Consider the following 21,990-nt stretch of genomic DNA (forward strand, 5'->3'; position numbering starts at 1 on the left):
ATATTTCTTCCAAACGAATGATACTTTCAAATCAACAGTTTATCCTTTTTTCGTTGTCAAAATTCATCCTCTCCTGTAAAATAAAATCAGACAAAAACGATTTTCTTTCTGGAAAGGAGGCACCCATCATGACCCTTTATTTTCTCTTTCTCCTGATCACCGGAGGCATTTCTGCTGCCATCATCCACATCTGCAAGCTTCCGGCTTCCCCGGATGCGTTCGCAATGGTGGTTGTTCCGCTGCACACCCTGTTCTGCATGATGAAAGGCAAAGGGCCGGAAGAAGCGGAGGCCATGGTTTTCATCCTCCGTTCTTACAAGGTCTCCTTTTTCCTGACCTGGCTGATCGGTGCCATCGTACCACTGATCCAGTACCTGACACAGCCGGAGAGCGGCCAGAACTGGGGATTTATACTGCCGTTTTTCATCTGGACATTTTTTGGTTCCTTTTTTGCACAGTCTTATAGGCGGAAACACGTTGCAAAAAACCAAGCTTGTCCTTACCATTCTTTCAAACAGATTGATTCTATTTTAATGGGAGCATTTTATGCATAAACTCAAGTTTTTTCTTACGATCCTTCTGATGATCGCCTTACAATATTACACGGTATTCCCGTCCACCCTGTCTTTTACAGCGCATTTTCTGTATACCCTGCTGCTCATCGGCATGTATACACTTCTTGTTTTCCTATGTGTAAAAACAGAGACCCGGCCAATGGTCAACCGACTGGCCTGGATCTCTGTCATTTTACTTGCTGCTTCCATGCTCTACCGGGCATTCACCTGGTAGAATACATCGTCACTGGTCTGTACCTTTCCTTCCACCCATTTGTGGTAATATTCCCGGACTTCCCGCATATCCAGCTGATAGCGCGTGGGTTCTTTTCTCCAGGCATGCTCCATGTATGCCCGCACCTCTCCGTAAAGACCATCTACGTCTATTTTCGTCAGCTTTCGGTCACGCATGACGATCTCCCCGTTGATGATCACATCTTTCACAAAACGGCCCTGGGCACGATGGATAAAGAGGCTTCGGATATCTGCATCCGGCGCTGTCCAGGGATCTTCCGTCATGTGATGGGTGTCCACAACAATCAGGTCGGCCAGCTGGCCCTTCTGCAATTTGCCCAGTTTCCCATCTAACCCTACCGTGCGGGCGGCGTTGGTTGTACCCATGGCAAGAACCTGAAATGGAGTCAGCGCCGGAGTATGGGCCATGTCATAGTCCGGTACCCGATGAAGCGCATAGATCATCCGCAGTTCTTCCAGCACATCCTCATCATCTGCCAGCTGCTTTTCATCGATGCCCAGCGCCACGTTGACGCCATGCTGCAGCATGTACCACACCGGTGCAATGCCGTTTCGCATGAGCAGGTTGCAGCTGGGATGGTGGGTAACGGAAGCATGGGCCTCACCCAGCAGCTCCATATCACTTTCTGTTAAGTATACCGCATGCCCCAGCACCAGATGCTCGTCCACAATGCCGCAGTCCTTCATATGTGCCAGCAGGCTTTTGCCATATTTTCGCTCCCCATATTCCCGCTGGTAAGGCGTCTGGAGGGTGTGGATATGCATGGGCAGACCGCCGTATTCCTCAGACAGGCGGCGCAGTTTCTCGTAAAAAGCGTCGGTGCAGCCATGGGCCCAGGTGGGGCCGAGGATGATGTTGGTCATGTCGCTGTGCAAACTGTTCCGCATTTCCCGAAAGGCTTCCACAAAATAATCCTGGGCCGCGGTTTTATCAAAAAACACCATATCATGTACCGTTTTCTGCAAATGCGGCGGCAGTGTCTCATAAAAGGCTTCATCATCGTTTGCCAGCGCATTTACGTCCTTGATGCCCGGCGCATAGGCACAGCGGATGCCGGTTTTTCCATAGTTTTCCACGGTGGTTTTCGCCCGGTCAACCACGTTCTCATCAAATAAAGGCAGATTGTCGATCATGTTCATCATGGTGCTGCCGTTTCGGATATGGCGCACCGCCATGAGCTGGGCATTCAGATCTGCCGGAAGATCCACCGCCCCCATCCAGGAGAAAATGCAGTTTTCCAGATAATCAAAGGGGATGCCTTTCTGAATATAGGAGAGCCCCCGGCCATGGGTGTGGGCGTCAATGATGCCAGGCATTACCAGATCCTTCTCCCCGCCCAGCTCTTCCGCCTGGGGGAAACGCTGTTTCAAGTCGCTATAGCTTCCCACCTCCGCGATCTTTTCCCCATCCACCAGAACGGCACCGTCTGTCAGGATGCCGTCTTTCTCATTGGTTACGTCTGCAAATAGGTATTTCCCTCGAATTAATTTCATGGCTGTCTCCGTTTCTTCTATATTATATCATTATATAGTAAGACCCCTCCCTATCAATATCCTGACAGAAGGGGCCACTCGTTATTCTTGTTTTATATCACGAACCCGCGATGCCTCTTAAACTCAGGTTCCCGCGCTATCGCGCTCTACTGCCTGCTATCGCAGGCGGAACCTTCGTTGATGGCTTGTGAAAAACAAATGTCTGCTATCGCAGCCGCTTGTTTTTCCCTGCGCTCATTATATAGTACCACCCAGCAGATGGCCGGAAAGCATATCATTCTGCGCAAGGGCCGCCTGATGGCAGTTGGCGGTGAACAGCTCGATGATCGTCGTCACCACCTGATAGCACAGGTTTACGATGTATCGGCAGTCTTCCTCGATGGAATGCTTCATCTGCAGGTACTCATCGTGGGTCTTCTGGATGAACGCATACAGCTGTTCCAGGGAAGCAAGCTTCATCGGTGCTTTCTGCTCGGCTCTTGCTCTGCCGTCCAGCAGGTACTGCCGCAGGTAAAGCTTCATCTCGCCCTCGTATACGCAGTGATCTTTCAGGTTGCCGGGGTAGATCGTGTTGTGGGGGAAGGTAAAATAGTCCGCCAGATAATGGATCACCTCACCCAGGTGGCGCATGAACGCCCGCTGGTTATTCTCATAAAGCTCCAGATTCTCCACCAGTGCACGGATGTCCTGTTTCACTTTCAGAAAGGTTCCGTTAAACTCGTGCTTTGTGCTCAGAAAGGAAGGCTTGCAGTCCGGCAAAATACTTCCAAGATAAAATGCCTTTCTGTGGTCTGCCAGCTTCTGCTCTTCCATGTTTCTGACAATGTACTGTGCCAGAGAAATATGTGATTTTTTTCTCAACGTATGATCCTCCCGATCCATCTTCGCCATGGCGCTGCCTGTGCAAAACACCTGGCATACTTTCTATGATTCTGCTGTCTCGTCATCCGGAAGCTCATATGGCGTTACCTGATATACATAGTAGTTCAGCCAGTTCGTATACAGGTTGTTGGCATGGGCTCTCCACCGGAGCAGCGGTTTTACTTCCGAGTCACCATTTTGATAATAGTTCTTAGGAAGTTGAATGTCAAGACCTTTTTCCAGGTCGCGGTGATATTCCTGATCCAGGGTAATCCGGTCATATTCCGGATGTCCCATGACAAAAATCTGCTTACCGTCCCCAGCCATGGCCAGGAAAAGCCCGGCCTCGTCGGATTCTGCCAGCACGGTCAGTGCCTCGCACGCCCGGACATCCTCCATCCGCACCTCCGTGTGGCGGGAATGAGGGGCCAGGAATACATCGTCAAATCCCCGCACCAGCGGCACCTTCCGGTTGTACACCTTATGCCAGAACAGACCGAACATCTTCTGGGGCAGCTGATATTTGGGAATGCCGTAGTGATAGTACAGACCGGCCTGGGCCGCCCAGCACAGATGCATGGTGGAAGTGACATGGGTCTTCGTCCACTCCATGATCCTCGTGATCTCTTCCCAGTAGTCCACTTCCTCATATTCCATCTGCTCCACCGGGGCACCAGTGATGATCATGCCGTCGAATTTTTTCTTACGGATCTCATCAAAGGTGACATAAAATTTATTCAGATGGCTCATAGACGTATTCTTGGATTCATGACTGCTGACCGTCACGAACGTGATATCCACCTGCAGCGGGGTGTTGGACAGGGAACGCAGCAGCTGCAGCTCCGTGTCTTCCTTGATGGGCATCAGATTCAGAATCGCAATCTGAAGCGGTCGGATGTCCTGGTGCATGGCCCGGTGCTCATCCATGACAAATATATTTTCTTCTTCCAGTATTTCTTTTACGGGCAGGTCTCCCTGAACTCTGATTGGCATAAAAACTCTCCACCTGTCTTTTCTAAACGTTTATGTTCGCTATTATAGCACCCTTTTGTAAAATCGACAAGAAATTTACATTAAAGGTGCAACAATCCGAAGCAGGCTGCCCACCAGCTTTTTGTACCAGGCCAGATTCCGGCAGCCCGCCAGCGTCACCCGCTGACAGCTTTTCAGCGTCTGGGAAAAATCTTCCTCCACTTCCTTGACAACCTTATTTCTATAAAAGAAAACGCCGCATTCAAAATGCAGATACAGGCTGCGGAAGTCCAGATTGATGGTACCCACCGCCGCTTTTTTATCATCGGTGACAAAGCTCTTGGCGTGCACAAATCCCGGCGTGTACTCGTAGATTTCCACGCCCGCCCGGATCAGCTCCTCGTAATACGTCTTGGCCAGCCAGAACGCGTACCACTTGTCCGGAATGTGGGGCATGATGATCTTCACGTCCAGTCCCTTTTTCCCGGCGTGCTGCAGGGAATCCAGCATCTCGTGATCCAGGATCAGATACGGCGTCATGATGTGCACATAGCGGGTGGCCGTATGGATCATGTTCAGGTACACTTCCTCACCCACCCGCTCGTCATCCAGCGGGCTGTCGGAGTAGGGCAGCACGTAACCGTCGGACTGCAGAGCGATTTTTTTCAGATCCTTTACAATATAATTTTCGAAGGAATCCAAATATTTTTCCGTGATATCCCACACCTGCAAAAACATCAACGTAAAGCTCATGACCGCATCGCCGTGGATCATCACCGCCGTATCCTTCCAGTGGCCGAAACGCACCTTCTGGTTGATGTACTCGTCGGCCAGATTGATGCCGCCGGTGAACGCCACCTTGCCGTCCACGATGAGGATTTTCCGGTGATCCCGGTTGTTCTGGCTGGTGGAAAGCACGGGCTTCAACGGCATGAACACCTTGCACTGGATGCCCCGTTTTTCCATTTCCTTCGGATAATCATGGGGCAGCAGTGAAAAACAGCAGGTGCCGTCGTACATAAGCCGCACCTCCACGCCCTCCTTCACCTTCCGCTCCAGGATTTCCAAAATAGCATCCCACATGACACCGGGTGCCAGGATAAAATATTCCAGGAAAATAAATTTTTCCGCTTTTTCCAGCTGGATCTTCATTTCCTCGAAAGCGTCATCTCCCAGGGGAAAATATTTCGCCTCTGTATTCCGATAAATGGGAAATCCCGCATACTCGCTCATATAGGTAGAAAACCGGGCGGTCAGGGGGCTGACCTCCACCAGATCCCGCTTCACGTCCGGATCCTGCTTCAACAGGCTTCTCGTCTCCCGGATGATGCTGCCCAGCCGTTGATTGGTCATTTTCGTGCCAATCTGCATCTTGACAAATATGTACAGCAGCACACCGAACACCGGCGCCGCCGCAATGATGACAAGCCACATGATCCGAAACGACGGCTCTGCCCTCTCATTCACCACCCAGATAATCGCCAGCACGCCGAACACCGTCATGGCAAAATTAAAGACGCCCCGGTAATCCTGGAGCCATCTGGCCGAGGCCACCAGCACCAGCAGCTGCAGCAGCAGCATGATCACCAGGATCATCGTCCGTCCAAACACGAACCGCAGCAGCTTGCGCTTTCCTCTGTGTTCCATGGGAGGTACCCCCTCCCTTCTTCTCTTCATTCGCAGATCTCTCATACTTATCCTTCTCCTATCAGCTCCAGAAACGCTTCTTCGGATAAAATCGGCACGCCCAGCTCCTTTGCCTTCTTATTCTTGGAAGAGGAAGACTGGGTATCGTTGTTGATCAGGTAATCGGTCTTGGACGTTACCGAGCCGGTGGCCTTGCCTCCCAGAGACTCGATCTTCGCCTTCAGTTCATTCCGGTTGGCGAAATGGTGCACACTGCCGGTGATAACAAAGGTCTTCCCTGCCAGCACCTGCTCCTGCTGTTCTGTCGCCTCTTCCTCCAGCGTCAGCTCCGCCAGCAGGTGATCCAGCCGTTCCATCTGCCCAGCATCCGCAAAAAAGCTGCGGATGGAGCCTGCGATGACGCCGCCGATGCCCGGCACACCGCTTAAGACTTCCTCGTCCGCGTTTTTCAGCGCTTCCAGATCGTTGCCAAAGGCCCGGCACAGCAGCTTCGCGTTGGACAGCCCCACATTTTCAATGCCCAGGCTGTAGATCACCCGGGCCAGTGTCGTGTGTCTGGCGCGATCCACACTTTCCATCAGGTTGTTGTAGGATTTTTCACCAAATCCTTCCATATTTATAATATCTTCCCGGTGCCGATCCAGGTGGAACAGGTCGGCCGCCTCGTGGATAAATCCCCTGCCGATGAATTTTTCCAGCGTTGCCTCGGAAAGGCCGTCGATGTTCAGCGCATCCCGGCTGGCCATCAGGGCAAACAGCTTGATCTTCTTGGCCTGGCAGGCCGGGTTCGTGCAGTAAAGCACCTCCACATCGTTGGCCTGGCGGATCACCGTCTCACCGCCGCACACCGGACAGACCTTCGGGATCTCCAGGGTACCGCTTCTCGTCAGATTTTCCGCGATCTGGGGAATGATCATGTTGGCCTTGTATACTTCCAGCTCATCCCCGATGCCCAGCTCCAGGCTTTTCACGATGCTCACATTGTGAACGGACGCCCGGGAAACACTGGTGCCCTCCAGCTGTACCGGCTCAAAGATCGCCACCGGATTGATCAGTCCCGTTCGGGATGCACTCCACTCCATCTCCAGCAGGTGGGTTTTCTCTGTCTCATCCTGCCATTTGAAAGCGATGGAATTCCGTGGGAACTTGGCCGTGCGCCCCAGGGAATCCCCGTAGGCGATATCGTCATACAGAAGCACCAGACCGTCCGACGGGAAATCGTTATCCTGGATTTTCCCGGCAAACCGCTGTACCGTCTCCTGCATATTTTCTGCGGTCACCACCTGGTATTCCACCACCTCAAAGCCCTGCTCCTTCAGCCAGAGGAACTGCTTTTCCCGGGAATTTTCAAAATCCACACCGTCCGCCTTCACAAGAGAAAAGGCGAAAAAATTCACATTCCGCTCGGCCGTGATCTGGCTGTTCAGCTGCCGCACAGAACCGCTGCACAGATTCCGCGGGTTCTTATATTTGGCATCCACATCCGGGATGGCCTCATTGATTTTTTCAAAATCCGAGTAGCGGATCACCGCCTCGCCCCGGAGGATCAGCTCGCCTTCATAGGAGATATGCAGCGGGATGTTGCAAAATACCCGGGCATTGCCCGTGATGACCTCTCCCACTTCCCCGTTTCCCCGGGTAACGGCCTTAAAAAGGGCCCCATCCCGGTAAGTAAGCACGATGGTCAGGCCATCCAGCTTCCAGGACAGCAGGCTTCTGTGTTCTCCTGCAAAAGCCGCCAGCTCTTCCACACTTTTCGTCTTGTCCAGAGACAGCATGGGCTGCTCATGACGTTCCTTAGGAAGTTCTGACACCACCTCATATCCCACATTGACCGTGGGGCTTCCCGCCAGCACCGTGCCGGTCTCCTTCTCCAGCACCGTCAGCTCATCGTACAGGCTGTCGTATTCATAATTGCTCATCAGCTCCCGGCTCTCCTGATAATATGCCCGGGAAGCTGCCCGAAGCCTCGTCACAAGTTCCTTCATCCGTTCCATTTTCTGATCTGCCATCTATTTTAACTCCTGTTCTGGCTGGCACCTGATCTGCCTGCTCCCTGTTTTTCTGTATCTGCTGCGGTCAGCCGCTCCAGCTCCGCGATCTCCTCCGCCGTCAGATACCTGTATGCCCCCCACGGGCAGATCGCCCAGCGTAACATTCATCACCCGCACCCGATGCAGCCGCTTTACCCGGTAGCCGAAATACTCACACATCCGGCGGATCTGCCGGTTCAGCCCCTGGGTCAGTACGATCTGAAAAGACTTCTCCCCGGTTTTCCAGATCCGGCACCTGCGCGTCACCGTGTCCAGGATGGGCACCCCGGCGGCCATCCCTTCCAGAAATGCCTCCGTCACCGGCCTGTCTACCGTTACCTGATATTCTTTCTCATGATGATTCCTGGCCCGCATCATCCGGTTGTTGATCTCCCCGTCGTTGGTCATAAGGATCAGTCCGGTGGAATCCTTGTCCAGCCGCCCCAGATAGGTGATCTTCTTCGGAAAATGCAGAAAATCGATCAAATTGTCTTTCTCTCTGGGATCTGCCGTGCATACAATCCCTTTCGGTTTGTGCACTGCCAGAAAAATCCGTTCCTCTTCCCTGGAAATCAGCTGTCCATCCACTTCCACCCGCTGCCCGGGATGAATGCGTGTACCCACAGCTGCCACGATGCCGTCCACCCGCACCCGGCCTTCCTCGATGCGCCGGTCGGCCTCCCGCCGGGAACACACCCCCGCCTCGCTGATAAATTTGTTCAGTCTGATTTCCTCCATGAAAGTATCCCCAATCTTATCACAATTACTTTTATTCTACACCAAATCTCCGGCGGTGGATACCTTTTTTTACCTATGAAAGTTTCTTGTTTTTCTGCCCAAATGTATATATAATAGTGTCAAACATGATACCCTCAGTATCATCAGACACCTACGGAGGAAACGAATGGCCAGAAACGGAGACGACAATTCCATACCAAGCACAGAAGTCATTGCCGATGAAACAGCATACCGGCGATACGTGGACGGGGAAGAGCGTGCTGCCAACCTTCTCGTGGAAAAATACAGCGATGCGCTGACCTTCTACATCAACGGCTATATCCGGGACATGCACGAGGCGGAAGACCTGATGATCGAAGCTTTTGCCCGGATTTTTGCAAAAGAACGCCCGCTGAGCAGTGAAGGCAGCTTCAAGGCATATCTTTACAAGACCGCAAGGCATCTGGCCCTGCGCCACGCAAGAAAACACCGGCTTCTCTCGCTTCGACTGGAAGATCTGGATTTCGAACCGTCGGACACCGTGATGGCAGACACTGCGCTGATCCAAAATGAGCGCAACCGTCAGCTGTATGCAGCCCTGGGAAAGATCAACGCCCGGTACCGGGAAGCGCTGTATCTCGTCTATTTTGAAGGAATGAGCTACCGTGGTGCCGGAGCCATCATGGGCAAAAGTGAACAGCAGATCACGAATCTGATCCACCGGGGCAAGCAGAGCCTGAAAAACATGTTAGAGCAGGAGGGATTTTCCTATGCGGACAAATGAGGAGCGCATCCGTCTCATCCATGAGCGGACGGCAGAAATCAGAAAAGAACAAAAAAACAGACGCCGACAGCTGCGAACCGCAGTCTGCATGGCAGCCTGTCTGCTTCTTGTGGTCGGCATCGGCATCCTGATGCCAGGCTTCATACACGGTGCGGCCGCCGGAACTGTCAGCCACACTGCCGGGACAGCAAGTCTCGTAGCAAGTCATGCCGCACTGGGCTATATTCTCATGGGTCTGCTCTCCTTTCTGCTGGGGGTGAGTGTCACGATCCTGCTCTACCGCCTGCGCAGGCACAATGACCGCAAAAAACAGGAGGACAGGGAAGATGAACTTTGAAGTCATTGATAATTGTTTTCAGATCCTCGTTCTCTGGTGCGCGGCACTGACCGCCACCGGTCTTTCCATCCGGTATCGGGAACGCCGTTTTCTGATCCTCGCCCTGGCTTACGCCTGCTTTTCCATGGGAACCCTTTACTGGGTGCTGTATCTGGCCATCCTCGGTATGTTCCCCCAGGTCTTCTACGTGGCAGAGATTTCCTGGCTGGCCGCTTATTTCTTCTATCTGTCGCTGCAGGTGCTCCGGTCAGAACATCTGTCCATCCATTTCGCCCCGCTGCCGGCACTGCTCGGCTGTCTGGTCGCCGTGGCAGCTGTGATCAACAACATCTTCGGCCCGTCACCGCTGATGCTGGCTTTATTTGCTGTCACCGCTGGTGCCATCGCATACCTGTCCCTGTTTCGCCTGCAGCACCGGCTGCCCTTCCGTCAGACCGACGCGGTTCTGTTTCTCTGCGTCGTTTTGCAGGTGGCTCTGTATGCCGTCTCTTCTTTTTTCAGTGATTACACCCATTTTAACCTGTATTTCGCAGTGGACATTACCCTGACCTGCGCCTTTGTCGCCCTGCTGCCCCTGACATTCCGGGAGGTGAAACCGTCATGACCTATATTGAAAACATTTTCATCTGTCTTGCCATCCCCCTGCTGCTGTCCGTGTTTTTCACAAAAGGCCGCACCCGCCGTTTTGCCCTGTTCACCGTGATCGGCATGGCCGTCTGCCTGCTGGCCGCCTACGTGAGCAGCTTTTTCATGGGCTATTATGGTTGTGACGCCACCCTGACCGCCATCGAAATCGCACCGGTCTGCGAGGAAATCATGAAGCTTCTGCCCCTGCTGTTCTATTTTCTCATCTTTGAGCCGGAGCCGAAGGAGCTGCCCGGCATGGCCATTGCCATCGCTGTGGGCTTCGCCACCTTCGAAAATGTCTGCTACCTGACAGAAAACGGTGCGGAAGACTTTCACTTTCTCCTCATCCGCGGCATTTCCGCCGGTGCGCTGCATATCCTCTGCGGCATCCTCACGGGATTTGGCATTTCCTACGTGTTCCGCCGCCGCTGGCTGGCACTGACCGGTGCTGTGGGAATCCTGGGCACCTGCGTGGGCTTTCACGCCATTTACAACCTGCTCATCACTGCGGGTGGCCCCTGGTGGATGGCGGCCTGCCTGTTTCCCTCCCTGCTCATCGCCTGCCTCTTTGTGCTGAAACAGCTCTTGCCGAAACTAAAGTTTACAATTCCTTTATAAAAATATGGATAAATTCTGCTTTGGGGTGAAAGGATTTTTATTTTCAGGGCTTTTATAAAGTGTCGGGCGTATTCGCTCTTCCATCATCCGTCAAAAAGGAGGCCCTGATGATGACCACCAGAACCGAAATCCACATACAGGAAATCTGCCGCAGAGCCCGGCAATACCGGCAGCAGTACGAACGCCGCATGCTTTCCATCCTGTCCGTATGCAGCCTGTTTTTGCTGGCCTGCATCACCACTCTCCTGAAAAAGGTACAGACACCGGGTATCTTTGCTGCAGCCAACGCCTATGGCGCCGTGCTGCTGCGAAACGACGTAAGCCCCTATATCGTCGTGGGTGTGGCCGCATTTGCGGCGGGCGTGATGTGCACCATTTTTTGTATGCGATGCAGAGAGAAATAAAGTCCCGGAGAAACAGATCTCCGGGACTTTCCTATATGCTCATTTTAGAAGTCACTCAATGTCTTCCACTCCACTAAGTTCGCACTAGCAGATACCCTGAGCCAGCATAGCATTGGCAACTTTCTCAAAGCCGGCGATGTTGGCACCTACTACGTAGTTGCCCTCGAAGCCGTAACGCTTTGCAGCGTCATCCAGGTTGTGGAAGATGTTTACCATGATGTCATGCAGCTTTGCATCTACCTCTTCAAAGGTCCAGCTCAGACGCTCGCTGTTCTGGGACATCTCCAGTGCGGATGTTGCAACACCGCCTGCGTTGGATGCTTTACCAGGTGCGAACAGAACCTTGTTCTCCTGCAGGTACTGAGTTGCCTCGATGGTGGTAGGCATGTTTGCGCCCTCTGCAACTGCGATACAGCCGTTGGCAACAAGCTGTTTTGCATCATCCAGGAGCAGCTCGTTCTGGGTTGCGCAAGGAAGAGCGATGTCACACTTCACGCTCCAAACACCTCTGCCCTCATGGTACTCGCTGTTCGGACGATAGTTCTTGTACTCGGTCAGTCTTGCACGTTTTACTTCCTTGATCTCCTTGATTGCTGCCAGGTCGATGCCCTCTGCATCGTAAATCCAGCCTGTGGAATCAGACATGGTGACAACCTTTGCGCCCATCTGCTGTGCTTTCTCTGCTGCGTAAATTGCTACATTTCCTGCACCGGAGATAACGACTGTCTTGCCTGCGATGTCAATGTTATTGCAGGAGAGCATTTCTTTTGTGAAATACAGAAGACCATAGCCGGTAGCCTCTGTACGTGCCAGAGATCCGCCGTAGGTCAGGCCTTTTCCTGTCAGAACACCCTCATATACGCCTTTGATTCTCTTGTACTGACCGAACAGATAACCGATCTCTCTTGCGCCGGTTCCGATGTCACCAGCCGGTACGTCTGTGTCTGCGCCGATATATTTGCAGAGCTCTGTCATAAAGCTCTGGCAGAATGCCATAACCTCGCGGTCAGATTTTCCCTTGGGATCGAAATCGGAGCCGCCCTTGCCGCCACCGATCGGCAGGCCTGTCAGGGAGTTTTTGAATACCTGCTCAAAGCCCAGGAATTTGATGATACCAAGGTTTACGGAAGGATGAAGTCTTAAGCCTCCCTTGTAAGGTCCGATGGCGCTGTTGAACTGTACACGGTATCCGGTATTTACCTGTACCTGTCCCTTGTCATCTACCCACGGAACACGGAATTTCAGCTGTCTCTCCGGATTAACGATTCTCTCCAGCAGAGCTTCTCTGCGGAATTTCTCCTCATTTGCATCCACTACCGGACGAAGGGACTCCAGAACCTCTTTCACTGCCTGATGGAACTCCGGCTCTGCGGGATTCTGTTTGATTACCTGCTCAATTACCTCATCAACGTATGACATTTCTTTCTCCTCCTTAAATACTCCACCTTCCGGGGTCTTTTCCTATTGTTTGTCATGAAAAAAGCTGTAAAGCTATAAAACAAAAAATGCGCCAAAATCAAGCATGGGATATCTCACTCCCATACTGAATTCGACGCCTTTGTCTGTGCATTATTATACTACCGGGTTATTACAATTTCAAGAAAAATCTACTTAAATTTTATTATTTCAGTTCACTCGTCTGTTCCTGCAGGCAAATTTTATGCTCGCATAAAAATTTGTTTGCGGGAATAGACGAAGGGAGCGCCATCTAATGAGCAAAAATGAGCTGCAACGCAGCGGAGAGCATCGCAGATGCGGTTTTGCGAATGGCGCGGGTGAACTGAATGCCTGTTATCCATGCTTGCACGAAAATCTGGCTGCAAAAATATTCGAAGGGAGCGCCGTCTAATGAGCAAAAATGAGCTGCAACGCAGCGGAGAGCATCGCAGATGCGGTTTTGCGAATGGCGCAGGTGAACTGCGTCTACTCTTCAACATAAGCCTTCAATCTGCAGATGGCTTTTTTCTCAAACCCGGTCAATTCCTCCGCCAGCTCCATGCTCATTTTCCCGCAGGCAGTCTGGTCACGCATCATCTGCTTCATCGCCAGCATTTTTCCGGCGCTGTCCTGGATCATCAGCCGTGCAATGTGTTCCGTGCTGATATTGGTCAGCGTGTTAAGCTGCAGATTTCCCCACTGGGCAGCCTGCTCCATGAGACCGTCCCCCTTTGGACGGAATCCGTTTTCGTACAGGCGGCTGGACGCCCGCTCCTCGATCTTGGAATATTCATAGGCCAGCCGGTTCAGATCCAGCGCCAGATCATCGTCATACACCTTCGCGATCACTGCATGCACCGCATCCACGCCCGCCTTGCTGCTCCTGTATACCTCATTTAATAAACTTCTGTCCGCTTCCGTCAGCATACATCTTCTCCTTTCCCGCTCCCGTCCACCGTGCTTCGCACCATTTTTGAGAGGCATAGAATTCTCCACAGTTTTCTGCTTATAGCATGCCCCACCCGCAGAAAACAAAACGTACATATCCATGATATTTTCATCAACCATCTGCCATGGCACTGGGGACGTCTCCGTTCCACTCCGATCGGCGCTCTGCACCCTTCCGGAGGTTTTTGTATGATAGAATGCCTGCGACATAATTCAGTACCGCCGCTTTGCACCATCGCGGAGCGTTTTTTTATATAATAGGACGAACTTTCCTATCATACAAAAAAAGGAACCCTGTCTCCAGAGTTCCCCTTTCATTGCATATTTATTCCTGTTTTCTTTTATTTGCCAACACACTCGCTGTTCACATAACCGGTCTTGCCGTCGTATTTGATCTTGATTCTGCCGCTGGAAAGCTTCTCCAGCACCTCAATCTGCGTTCCCTCGTACAGGGTAGCGATCAGCTCGCTGCTGGTGTCCTCACCGGAACGCATCTTGGCAGTCTCCACGATCCGTGCACTGCCGGAATCCGGCGCCTCGGATGCGTTTGCCGCTGCTGCCGTTACCTCGTCCGGATTGGTCGTCAGAAATTCACTCTTCACATATGCCGTTGCATTGTTGTAAGAGATCTGACTCCAGCCGTTCTCATCCTCGGAAATACGCACAGCACTGTCACCTCTGGCGATCTGGCCCACGCGATCGGAATTCTCATCCGCCTGGCTGCGCACATTGACCGTCTCTTTGGCATATACCGTCTCCTGGCCGGCGGAAGTGTCCTCCGCAGGCTGTTCTGCCTCTGCTTCTCCCCCTGTCTGCTGCTCTTCCTCAGAAGAAGCTTCCTCACTGCTCTCCTCGGCAGATGTGGACGCAGACTGGATGGTGGATGCCAGATTGCTCAGCTTCTCATCCTGTGCCAGTGCTGCGCTGTAGGCATCTTCCACCTGACTTACCAGCGCCTGCACATCAGCGCTCGCGTTCAGTTCGCTGATGGCACTCTCGGTATCGGCATCCCATGTGCCATTGTTGATATAAAGGCTGCCGTCCTCTGCCGTACACACATAGAGCATGTTCAGGGAAGGCGCCATCGTGTCCACATTCTGGAACTTGATATCATAGCACACATATACAACATAAGAATTCTCTGCCGGGCCCCGCTTCGTATAGCAGGTAATATTGTTATAGCTCTCGATATGCTGGGACATCTTCGTGACAGAATCTGCCTCCTCATCGTCAAGCTCGCTCACCGTCGCACGCAGCGCATCCACATCGCCGTTGGCTCTAGCATCAAAGTAGGACTGTACCAGCGTGTTGACCTCCGGGTATGCATCCTGCTGCAGGTCATTGGGCTCCTCCTGGGGCTGTTCCTGATCCTGCGCTGCCACCACCTGGTCTGTATTTTCCTGTGTATCTTCTTTCTTCTCTTTACCGGTACACTGTACCAGAATGACAATTATCAGTATAAGCAAAATCCCTGATATGATATAGCGAATATTATCAAGGATGAAGTTCTTGATACTGTCCATAAAAAAACGATTCCTCCTTACAACCCGAATCAGGGTATGAAAAAAGCGCATCCGGAGGGATTCGAACCCCCGACACGTGGTACCGGAAACCACTGCTCTATCCCCTGAGCTACGGATGCACATCTTCACTAACAAAGGATATCATACTATAAAATTCCATTTTAGGCAATGCCTAATTTTAAAAAAATTTTCACATCGTAAGTTTACCCAGATTTTTCCGGTAAATATACACATGATCAGACAAAATTTCTTCCGGCGCCACCCCTGTTTGATTGACGCATCGGATCATTTCTGTCATTTCCTGTGCACTCCATACATCCTCTGCGGAAACAAGCAGCAGTTCATGCACACTGCTTGGGATCACGAATACATCTCCCGGGAACTTCCGGACACACTGCTCCAGCAGGCCTTCGTACAAAATGGCAGCAGCACCATAGAACCCCCTGGTGTTCGTCAGCACATACAGCGGCATATCTTCCCGGGCACGCGCCAACGCCACCGCCCGGCGCTCTTCTTCCTTCAGATGGCGGTACGCTTCTGTCTTCTCCATCTGTTCCAGCAATGCCTGCATCGGGTGCAGCCAGTATGGCAGCAGTCTGGGCGTATTTTTCATGGCCGCCTCATAGACTGCTTCCTCCGTCACGCCCCACATATGCAGATGTGTATTCTCCACCCGCATGCTCAGCATCCCCATCGATGCTTCCGAAAACAGCACATAATAAATGATCTCCAGATCCAGAAAACCTCTGTGGGGCGCCCGTTTCAGCAGTTCCCCGTTTCGTTCCCTGCTGACCAGCCGTGCACAGATCCGGTTCTTCAGCTGTGAAAAATCCTGCAGCAGATCGGGGTTGACCTGCAGCTGCTGGTTCCTGTCCTCACAGGCACAGATCACATCGTTCACCAGCATGCCCGGAGAAGCCCCTTTCTCATACTGCTGATAGTAATCCCACAGAACAGGGGCAGGCCCTGCCGGTGCCCCCAATGGCGTATCAATAGACAGACTGTCCCGCACCAGGGAATTGTTGTGCAGCAGCGGATGTACAGTCACTTTTCTGCCGGTCACCGTCTCCACGCTCTCCTTCATGTACACTTTAAACTGTTCATAATCCATACAAAATCCTCCTTACCCCTTCTGCCGCGCACACTTTAATCTTTTTCATAATCTTGCAATTACTGTCATCTGTTTCGGACAACATCATCAACTTCCAATAACGCCACCTGATCCCAATAATGTCACTCGATCCCAATAACGTCTCTCGATCCCAATAACGTCTCTCGATCCCAATAACGTCTTTCAATCACAATAACGTCACCCGATTCCAATAACGTCACCCGATCACAATAACGTCACCCGATCACAATAACGTCACCCGATCACAATAACGTCACCCGATCACAATAACGTCACCCGATCCTGATGTCACTACCTTCCTCCAACAGTATCACCCTCTCACACATTGCGCTGGCAGAAAGCTTCAAATAAATAAAATAAATCAGTGGTTTTCACGGCACGACCGTGCCAGAAAATACAGAACATCCTGTGGATGTTAAAATAGAATGAATAAAGATAGATTTATCATACTCCCATAAAAGATGAATCGCAAGAAAACCCCTTCGACATTTTTCGATCATCCCCCATCCCTGCCGCAGGCGCCATTCATAGGGCTGCACATGCTGCATACTGCGCCCTCCGCCGCTTCACGGGTGGATCTTCATCCAGCCCCGAAAACAGCCGCTTCAAAAACCCGGCCTGAACAGATACAAAAAGAAGCCCCGTACATACGGGACTTCCCTTCATTTTTCCGTTATCAGCGATTATGCTCTGGACAGATACTCACCGGTTCTGGTGTCGATCTTGATCTTCTCGCCCTGCTCAACGAACAGCGGTACATATACGGTAGCACCGGTCTCAACAACAGCCGGTTTGCTTGCGCCTGTAGCAGTGTCTCCCTTGAAGCCAGGCTCTGTTTCGGTGATCTCCAGCTCTACGAAGAGCGGCGGCTCAACAGCGAATACGTTGCCGTTGTGTGCACACATTTTTACCATCTCGTTCTCTTTGACGAACTTCAGTGCATCACCGATCTGATCTGCACTCAGGCCGATCTGCTCGTAGGTGTTCACATCCATGAAGTAATATAAATCACCATCATTGTATAAATACTGCATGTCATTGCGGTCGATACGTGCCGGCGGGAACTTCTCAGTCGGGCGGAAGGTCTTCTCAACCACGCCGCCGTTCTTGATGTTTTTCAGCTTTGTACGAACGAAAGCTGCGCCCTTACCGGGTTTTACATGCTGAAACTCAATAATCTGGTATATATTATTGTCCATTTCGATTGTCATACCATTTCTAAAATCACCTGCTGATACCATAAAGATATTCCTCCTTGAATTATGTGCTTACACTGGAATGCCAGCTACACTCCACATCTTATAATATACTATAATAAAATCCCTGCTTTTTCAACCATTTTTTCGCTGTCCGCCCAAAAACGTTCCCTTTTTCCCGCGTCATTCACAGATTTCAGCAGCCAATTTTTCCCACACACACGAAATCTGTCTGCAAAAAGATACGGGGAACCTTTCCTCTTAAATCTCGATCAGTTCTTTCGGGGAGGATGCGAAATTCTCATATCCGTTTTCCGTCACAGCTGTCAGATCCTCGATCCGCACACCGCCCACGCCCGGAAGATAAATGCCCGGTTCCACAGTCACGGTCATGCCCGGCTGTAGGATTTCATTGCCTGCCGGGGAAAGTCTGGGCTCCTCATGAATAAACAGGCCCACGCTGTGCCCCAGTCCATGTCCGAAATAGTCTCCATATCCGGCTTTGCCGATGATATCCCGGGCGATCCTGTCGATCTCGGCCCCGGTTTTGCCCGGCTGCACCGCTGCCAGGGACGTCAGCTGCGCTTCCAGCACAATATTGTAAATTTCTTTCTGTTTTTCACTGGCTTTGCCCACCACCACGGTACGGGTCATATCCGAACAGTAGCCGTTGTATTTGCAGCCGTAATCCATGGTGACAAAATCCCCGGCCTCAATCTTTTTCGCAGACGGCGCCGCATGAGGCATGGCGGAATGATAACCGGAAGCCACGATGGTGTCAAAGGACAGCGCCTCCGCGCCGCAGCGCTTCATATACCCTTCCAGCTCCGCAGCCACTTCCAGCTCCGTGATGCCGGGTTTTAACACGGTGAGGATATGAGAAAATGCCAGATCCCCGATGTGCTCTGCCTGGGCGATGCACCGCAGCTCCTCTGCCGTCTTGATTTTCCGAAGATTGTTTAACGCCTCACCCAGGGGAAGCCAGGTCACCGGCGGCAGTTCCTTCTGTAATTCCACTGCGTCGGAATAGATCATCACCCGATCCTCAAAGCCGATGCTTTTTACCCCGTCCTCGGACACCATTTTCGCCAGGCTCACCGGGTAACCGGCCTGCCGGTTGATCTCCAGCACTTCAAAATCCGTGCTCTCCTCCTGTGCCTGAGTCGTATACCGGGAATCCGTCAGGATCACCCGGCGCGCCCGGCTCACGTACAGGTAGCCTGTCGCTCCCGAAAATCCGCTGAGATAGCGCATATTACATCCGTCTGAAACAATGACTGCCTCCGCCTGCTGTTCTTCCATACAGCGATACAGCCGCTCAATTCTGTCTGTCATAGTCAAACCCCTTCCTTTTTCTTTTTTCCGCTCATAGGCCCACAGAACGATCCGTTCCAGATACCGTTTCAGCACGATCTGGATCTCCTCCTTCGGATCGATGGGCTTGACGAGAATGGTGCGAATGCCCGCCCGGTTCGCCCCCCACACATCGGTAAACAGCTGATCGCCGATGAAGATCGTCGTCTTCTCGTCCGTGTGCATGATCTCACAGGCTTTCCGGTAATTGCCTGTGGACGGCTTGTGGGCATTGTAAATATAAGAAACGCCGATGTCCTCGTTGAACATCTTCACCCGCCCTTCCTTATTATTGGAAAGCAGACAGCAGGAAAATCCCAGCTCCTTTAATTTTGCGAACAAAGCCTTCGCCCGCGCGTCTGCCGGGGCGCCGTGGGGCACCAGCGTATTGTCGATATCAAAAATGATCCCGCGGTAGCCCTGTGCATAGAGCGCCCCGAAATCGATCCCATAGGTGGAATCCACGTATTCCCCGGGATAAAAGCATGCAAACATCCTCTTTCCTCCTGCGTTTTTCTGCTGTTTATTGTAGCAAGGAACCTGTGAAAAAAGCAAGGTGCCTGCTTGACTTTCCCGGTCAAAGCAGGCACAATAAAGATAAAAATATACTTGCTAGGAGTTGATTTTTCATGGAAAAATTGCGTAGCTGGGTAGCCGCCCACACCGACACCGTCACCGCTGCCCTGCAGCTTACCATCAGCCTCACCGCCGTTTTGCTGGCCATCCGTTCCCAGTTATCTGTTATCAAGAAAGCGGCAGCGGCGCTGCAGAGAAAGTAGGTATTTTCTCATCCCTATTTTTCATCAGAGACTGGTTTTCTCCGCAAAATCCTTCATCATTTCACTGATCTTGATCTGCTGCGGACAGACAGCCTCACAGGCACGGCACCCGATGCAGGCTGACGGCTTCTTGTCATCCTCCAGCGCCCCCAGCGCCATAGGGGCAATGAATCCACCTCCGCTGTATGTGTGCTCATTATAAAGAGAGATCAGCCAGGGAATATCCAGTTCTTTGGGACAATGGGAAGTACAGTACCGGCAGGAGGTACAGGGAAGCGTATTTCCTGCTGTCATTTTCCCGGCAATTTCCATCAGCGCCTTCATTTCTGCCTCATTCAAAGGCGCCTGTTTTTCAAACATCGCGATGTTTTCCTGCATCTGCCGGAAATCAGACATGCCGGAGAGCGTTACCGTCACCCCCGGAACGGACTGTAGGAAACGGAATGCCCACTCTGTCATAGATACGCCCGGGCGCAGACTGTGAAGCTTTTCTTCATATTCCGGTGACAACTTGCACAGACTTCCGCCGCGCAGCGGTTCCATGACCCAGATGGGAATGTTCCATGCATTCAGCACCCTGCATTTTGCTTTTGCATCCTGGAAGTCATAGTCCAGCCAGTTCAGCTGAATCTGGCAGAATTCCATGTCCTTCCCATACGCATCCAGAAAACGCTGCATGGTTTCCAGATTGCCATGAACGGAAAATCCCAGATGACGGATGCGTCCATTTTTCTTCTGTTCCATCAGATACTCGAAAATACCATATTTCGGATCCAGATACTGTTCAATATTCATCTCGCACACATTGTGAAACAGATAAAAATCAAAGTAATCCACCCGGCAGCGTTCCAGCTGCTCTTCAAAAATTTCCTTCACTTTTCCCATATTGCTCAGATCATATCCGGGAAATTTGGTTGCAAGATAGAAGTTCTCTCTCGGATACGCCGACAGCACCTCGCCCATCACCCGCTCTGAATTTCCATCATGGTATCCCCAGGCAGTGTCATAATAATTCACGCCCTTCTCCATGGCAAGGGCAACCATTCTCTTCACTTCCGGAACGTTGATATCCGCATACGCATCCCCCTGCGGCAGACGCATACATCCCATTCCCAGTGCAGAAAGCTTTAATTCCTGAAATGTCTCATAAATCATATGCTTATCCTCCTTCATCTAACATCCGAAATATGCTGCGATCTCACGCATGCGCTCTGTCTGTTTTACCTGGAAGGGACATCGGCTGTCGCAGTGTCCGCAGGCGATACAGTCGGACGCCCTTTTCTCCAGTGTCTCATAATGCTCTGTTGCCAGAATATCTCCCTGCACAGACAGATCATAATATTTGTTGATCAGGCCGATATCCATCCCTGCCGGACAGGGATGGCAATGTCTGCAGTACACGCACTTGCCCACCGCGTCATCCGGGGTAAAGGAACCAATGATGGAATAATCCCGTTCCTCCGGGGTGGCATCCAGATAGGCCAGCGCATCCTTCAGCTGTGGGATATTCCCCGGCCCGCCAAGAACCGTCAGCACCGCAGGCTTATCCAGCGCATACTGGATACACTGGGGTACGGTCAGCGCCTGATGAAACGGCGACTGTCTGGCATCCAGCAGCTGTCCGGCATTGAAAGGCTTCATGACAGAGATACCCACGCCCTCCTGCTCGCACCGGCGGTACAGACGCTGTCTTTCGCTGCCGCTTCCGATGGCAAAATCTCCCTGCCCGTAATCGTACATGGGATTGATGGAAAACATGAGCATATCCAGAATGCCCATATCCAGCACCAGATTGGCCAGCTCCGGCGCATGGGTGGAAAGACCAATGTGGCGCACAACACCCTGCTCCTTCATCTGCAGCAGATAATCCAGCACGCCATTTCGTTCATAAATCTCCAGATCTCTCTTCTCATCCAGACAATGGATAAAACCAAAATCAATATAATCTGTTTTCAGCATTTTCAACTGCCAGTCCACGGAGCGCTTCACCGCCTCCAGGCTGGTCGTCCATCCATATTCCCCGGAAGTGTAGTCCGCCCCGAAATGTACCTGCAGCAGCGCTTTGTCCCGCTGTCCCTGCAAGGCCTTTCCGTAGGCCGGAAAAATAGCGGAATGGCCGCCTGCCATGTCAAAGAAATTGACGCCCTGTTCCAGGGCAACCTGTACCGTTTGGATAATATCTTTTTCTTTCTGTTCTCCCACCACGGAAGAACCCATGCCGATCACACTGATCTGCTCCTCTCCATGAGGTAATTTTCGATATTCCATTTGTTCTCTCCCCGTTTCTCTTCGACTATTTCCAAACTTTTTCAGTCATAA

Annotated in this window: 24 protein-coding genes and 1 tRNA gene; 9 read left to right on the forward strand and 16 right to left on the reverse strand. The window is 51.8% G+C overall.

All coding sequences use genetic code 11. The annotated features are described in order from the left end of the window. The first annotated feature begins 128 nt into the window (after positions 1–128). Both RJD28_12765 and RJD28_12770 read left to right on the forward strand, forming a co-directional pair. A complete protein-coding gene (locus tag RJD28_12765) occupies positions 129–554 on the forward strand; it encodes a hypothetical protein (protein ID WNV57147.1) in 426 nt (141 codons plus the stop codon). Next, positions 547–789 carry a hypothetical protein gene (locus RJD28_12770; GenBank protein ID WNV57148.1) on the forward strand — a complete coding sequence of 81 codons (243 nt, stop codon included), beginning with the start codon at positions 547–549 and terminating at the stop codon, positions 787–789. The genes RJD28_12765 and RJD28_12770 overlap by 8 nt, the downstream gene beginning before the upstream one ends. Here the strand turns inward: RJD28_12770 and RJD28_12775 are convergent. From RJD28_12775 to RJD28_12800, 6 genes are all read right to left on the reverse strand, one after another. Continuing rightward, positions 768–2,303 (reverse strand): amidohydrolase family protein, encoded by a 1,536-nt coding sequence (locus RJD28_12775; protein WNV57149.1) that lies wholly within the window; start codon positions 2,301–2,303, stop codon positions 768–770. The genes RJD28_12770 and RJD28_12775 overlap by 22 nt on opposite strands. Before the next feature lie 237 nt (positions 2,304–2,540). Then, on the reverse strand, positions 2,541–3,164 hold the full coding sequence (locus tag RJD28_12780) for a zinc dependent phospholipase C family protein (GenBank protein ID WNV57150.1): 624 nt from the start codon (positions 3,162–3,164) through the stop codon (positions 2,541–2,543). Between the two features lie 63 nt (positions 3,165–3,227). Next, positions 3,228–4,157, reverse strand: coding sequence for a homoserine O-succinyltransferase (gene metA, locus RJD28_12785; GenBank protein ID WNV57151.1), 930 nt, complete (start codon positions 4,155–4,157; stop codon positions 3,228–3,230). 75 nt (positions 4,158–4,232) lie between these two features. Next, positions 4,233–5,783: a cardiolipin synthase gene (gene cls / locus RJD28_12790; protein WNV57152.1), complete on the reverse strand. Its 1,551-nt coding sequence runs from the start codon at positions 5,781–5,783 to the stop codon at positions 4,233–4,235. Between the two features lie 47 nt (positions 5,784–5,830). Then, positions 5,831–7,795, reverse strand: a complete 1,965-nt coding sequence (gene ligA / locus RJD28_12795; GenBank protein ID WNV57153.1) for an NAD-dependent DNA ligase LigA — start codon at positions 7,793–7,795, stop codon at positions 5,831–5,833. Next, positions 7,796–8,554, reverse strand: coding sequence for a pseudouridine synthase (locus RJD28_12800; GenBank protein WNV57154.1), 759 nt, complete (start codon positions 8,552–8,554; stop codon positions 7,796–7,798). 166 nt (positions 8,555–8,720) lie between these two features. Between RJD28_12800 and RJD28_12805 the strand changes: the two genes are divergently transcribed. From RJD28_12805 to RJD28_12825, 5 genes are all read left to right on the forward strand, one after another. Next, positions 8,721–9,317, forward strand: a complete 597-nt coding sequence (locus tag RJD28_12805) for a sigma-70 family RNA polymerase sigma factor (GenBank protein WNV57155.1) — start codon at positions 8,721–8,723, stop codon at positions 9,315–9,317. Further along, the gene (locus tag RJD28_12810) at positions 9,304–9,654 is read left to right on the forward strand and encodes a DUF4179 domain-containing protein (GenBank protein WNV57156.1); all 351 of its coding nucleotides are present in this window, start codon (positions 9,304–9,306) and stop codon (positions 9,652–9,654) included. Before RJD28_12805 ends, RJD28_12810 begins: the two co-directional genes overlap by 14 nt. After that, positions 9,644–10,258: a hypothetical protein gene (locus RJD28_12815; protein ID WNV57157.1), complete on the forward strand. Its 615-nt coding sequence runs from the start codon at positions 9,644–9,646 to the stop codon at positions 10,256–10,258. Before RJD28_12810 ends, RJD28_12815 begins: the two co-directional genes overlap by 11 nt. Further along, entirely contained in the window at positions 10,255–10,899 is a 645-nt protein-coding gene (locus tag RJD28_12820) for a PrsW family glutamic-type intramembrane protease (GenBank protein ID WNV57158.1), read from the forward strand. The genes RJD28_12815 and RJD28_12820 overlap by 4 nt, the downstream gene beginning before the upstream one ends. Positions 10,900–11,006: 107 nt before the next feature. Further along, positions 11,007–11,303 carry a hypothetical protein gene (locus RJD28_12825; GenBank protein ID WNV57159.1) on the forward strand — a complete coding sequence of 99 codons (297 nt, stop codon included), beginning with the start codon at positions 11,007–11,009 and terminating at the stop codon, positions 11,301–11,303. A gap of 84 nt (positions 11,304–11,387) precedes the next feature. On the opposite strand, the gene gdhA is transcribed toward RJD28_12825, so the two are convergent. After that, entirely contained in the window at positions 11,388–12,722 is a 1,335-nt protein-coding gene (gene gdhA / locus RJD28_12830) for an NADP-specific glutamate dehydrogenase (protein WNV57160.1), read from the reverse strand. Positions 12,723–13,014: 292 nt separating this feature from the next. Between gdhA and RJD28_12835 the strand changes: the two genes are divergently transcribed. Continuing rightward, positions 13,015–13,152 (forward strand): hypothetical protein, encoded by a 138-nt coding sequence (locus RJD28_12835; GenBank protein WNV57161.1) that lies wholly within the window; start codon positions 13,015–13,017, stop codon positions 13,150–13,152. A 74-nt stretch (positions 13,153–13,226) separates the two neighbouring features. Here RJD28_12835 and RJD28_12840 read toward each other — a convergent pair whose 3' ends face one another. From RJD28_12840 to RJD28_12870, 7 genes are all read right to left on the reverse strand, one after another. Next, on the reverse strand, positions 13,227–13,667 hold the full coding sequence (locus tag RJD28_12840) for a hypothetical protein (GenBank protein WNV57162.1): 441 nt from the start codon (positions 13,665–13,667) through the stop codon (positions 13,227–13,229). Between the two features lie 362 nt (positions 13,668–14,029). Further along, positions 14,030–15,211, reverse strand: coding sequence for an SH3 domain-containing protein (locus RJD28_12845; protein WNV57163.1), 1,182 nt, complete (start codon positions 15,209–15,211; stop codon positions 14,030–14,032). Between the two features lie 46 nt (positions 15,212–15,257). Further along, positions 15,258–15,330 (reverse strand) — tRNA-Arg (locus RJD28_12850). A gap of 71 nt (positions 15,331–15,401) precedes the next feature. Beyond that, on the reverse strand, positions 15,402–16,322 hold the full coding sequence (locus RJD28_12855) for a DUF5688 family protein (GenBank protein WNV57164.1): 921 nt from the start codon (positions 16,320–16,322) through the stop codon (positions 15,402–15,404). A gap of 392 nt (positions 16,323–16,714) precedes the next feature. Further along, positions 16,715–16,891 (reverse strand): hypothetical protein, encoded by a 177-nt coding sequence (locus RJD28_12860; protein WNV57165.1) that lies wholly within the window; start codon positions 16,889–16,891, stop codon positions 16,715–16,717. A gap of 135 nt (positions 16,892–17,026) precedes the next feature. Next, a complete protein-coding gene (gene efp, locus RJD28_12865; protein WNV57166.1) occupies positions 17,027–17,584 on the reverse strand; it encodes an elongation factor P in 558 nt (185 codons plus the stop codon). Positions 17,585–17,800: 216 nt separating this feature from the next. Next, positions 17,801–19,387, reverse strand: a complete 1,587-nt coding sequence (locus tag RJD28_12870) for a YqeG family HAD IIIA-type phosphatase (protein ID WNV57167.1) — start codon at positions 19,385–19,387, stop codon at positions 17,801–17,803. Positions 19,388–19,521: 134 nt separating this feature from the next. On the opposite strand from RJD28_12870, the gene RJD28_12875 reads away from it, so the two are divergent. Next, a complete protein-coding gene (locus tag RJD28_12875) occupies positions 19,522–19,671 on the forward strand; it encodes a hypothetical protein (protein ID WNV57168.1) in 150 nt (49 codons plus the stop codon). Between the two features lie 24 nt (positions 19,672–19,695). On the opposite strand, the gene RJD28_12880 is transcribed toward RJD28_12875, so the two are convergent. Next, the gene (locus RJD28_12880) at positions 19,696–20,826 is read right to left on the reverse strand and encodes an aldo/keto reductase (protein ID WNV57169.1); all 1,131 of its coding nucleotides are present in this window, start codon (positions 20,824–20,826) and stop codon (positions 19,696–19,698) included. A gap of 18 nt (positions 20,827–20,844) precedes the next feature. Beyond that, entirely contained in the window at positions 20,845–21,939 is a 1,095-nt protein-coding gene (locus RJD28_12885) for an aldo/keto reductase (protein ID WNV57170.1), read from the reverse strand. Positions 21,940–21,990: the final 51 nt, after the last annotated feature.

The organism is Oscillospiraceae bacterium NTUH-002-81 (assembly GCA_032620915.1).
In the GTDB taxonomy this organism is placed as follows: domain Bacteria; phylum Bacillota; class Clostridia; order Lachnospirales; family Lachnospiraceae; genus JAGTTR01.

Bases quoted from the DNA above. Each gene is read 5' to 3' on its own strand.
- RJD28_12765 (WNV57147.1), top strand. From the start codon at position 129: ATGACCCTTTATTTTCTCTTTCTCCTGATCACCGGAGGCATTTCTGCT.
- RJD28_12770 (WNV57148.1), top strand. From the start codon at position 547: ATGCATAAACTCAAGTTTTTTCTTACGATCCTTCTGATGATCGCCTTA.
- RJD28_12775 (WNV57149.1), bottom strand. From the start codon at position 2,303: ATGAAATTAATTCGAGGGAAATACCTATTTGCAGACGTAACCAATGAG.
- metA (WNV57151.1), bottom strand. From the start codon at position 4,157: ATGCCAATCAGAGTTCAGGGAGACCTGCCCGTAAAAGAAATACTGGAA.
- cls (WNV57152.1), bottom strand. From the start codon at position 5,783: ATGGAACACAGAGGAAAGCGCAAGCTGCTGCGGTTCGTGTTTGGACGG.
- ligA (WNV57153.1), bottom strand. From the start codon at position 7,795: ATGGCAGATCAGAAAATGGAACGGATGAAGGAACTTGTGACGAGGCTT.
- RJD28_12800 (WNV57154.1), bottom strand. From the start codon at position 8,554: ATGGAGGAAATCAGACTGAACAAATTTATCAGCGAGGCGGGGGTGTGT.
- RJD28_12805 (WNV57155.1), top strand. From the start codon at position 8,721: ATGGCCAGAAACGGAGACGACAATTCCATACCAAGCACAGAAGTCATT.
- RJD28_12810 (WNV57156.1), top strand. From the start codon at position 9,304: ATGCGGACAAATGAGGAGCGCATCCGTCTCATCCATGAGCGGACGGCA.
- RJD28_12815 (WNV57157.1), top strand. From the start codon at position 9,644: ATGAACTTTGAAGTCATTGATAATTGTTTTCAGATCCTCGTTCTCTGG.
- RJD28_12820 (WNV57158.1), top strand. From the start codon at position 10,255: ATGACCTATATTGAAAACATTTTCATCTGTCTTGCCATCCCCCTGCTG.
- RJD28_12825 (WNV57159.1), top strand. From the start codon at position 11,007: ATGATGACCACCAGAACCGAAATCCACATACAGGAAATCTGCCGCAGA.
- gdhA (WNV57160.1), bottom strand. From the start codon at position 12,722: ATGTCATACGTTGATGAGGTAATTGAGCAGGTAATCAAACAGAATCCC.
- RJD28_12835 (WNV57161.1), top strand. From the start codon at position 13,015: ATGAGCAAAAATGAGCTGCAACGCAGCGGAGAGCATCGCAGATGCGGT.
- RJD28_12840 (WNV57162.1), bottom strand. From the start codon at position 13,667: ATGCTGACGGAAGCGGACAGAAGTTTATTAAATGAGGTATACAGGAGC.
- RJD28_12845 (WNV57163.1), bottom strand. From the start codon at position 15,211: ATGGACAGTATCAAGAACTTCATCCTTGATAATATTCGCTATATCATA.
- RJD28_12855 (WNV57164.1), bottom strand. From the start codon at position 16,322: ATGGATTATGAACAGTTTAAAGTGTACATGAAGGAGAGCGTGGAGACG.
- RJD28_12860 (WNV57165.1), bottom strand. From the start codon at position 16,891: ATGCAGCATGTGCAGCCCTATGAATGGCGCCTGCGGCAGGGATGGGGG.
- efp (WNV57166.1), bottom strand. From the start codon at position 17,584: ATGGTATCAGCAGGTGATTTTAGAAATGGTATGACAATCGAAATGGAC.
- RJD28_12870 (WNV57167.1), bottom strand. From the start codon at position 19,387: ATGTTTGCATGCTTTTATCCCGGGGAATACGTGGATTCCACCTATGGG.
- RJD28_12875 (WNV57168.1), top strand. From the start codon at position 19,522: ATGGAAAAATTGCGTAGCTGGGTAGCCGCCCACACCGACACCGTCACC.
- RJD28_12880 (WNV57169.1), bottom strand. From the start codon at position 20,826: ATGATTTATGAGACATTTCAGGAATTAAAGCTTTCTGCACTGGGAATG.
- RJD28_12885 (WNV57170.1), bottom strand. From the start codon at position 21,939: ATGGAATATCGAAAATTACCTCATGGAGAGGAGCAGATCAGTGTGATC.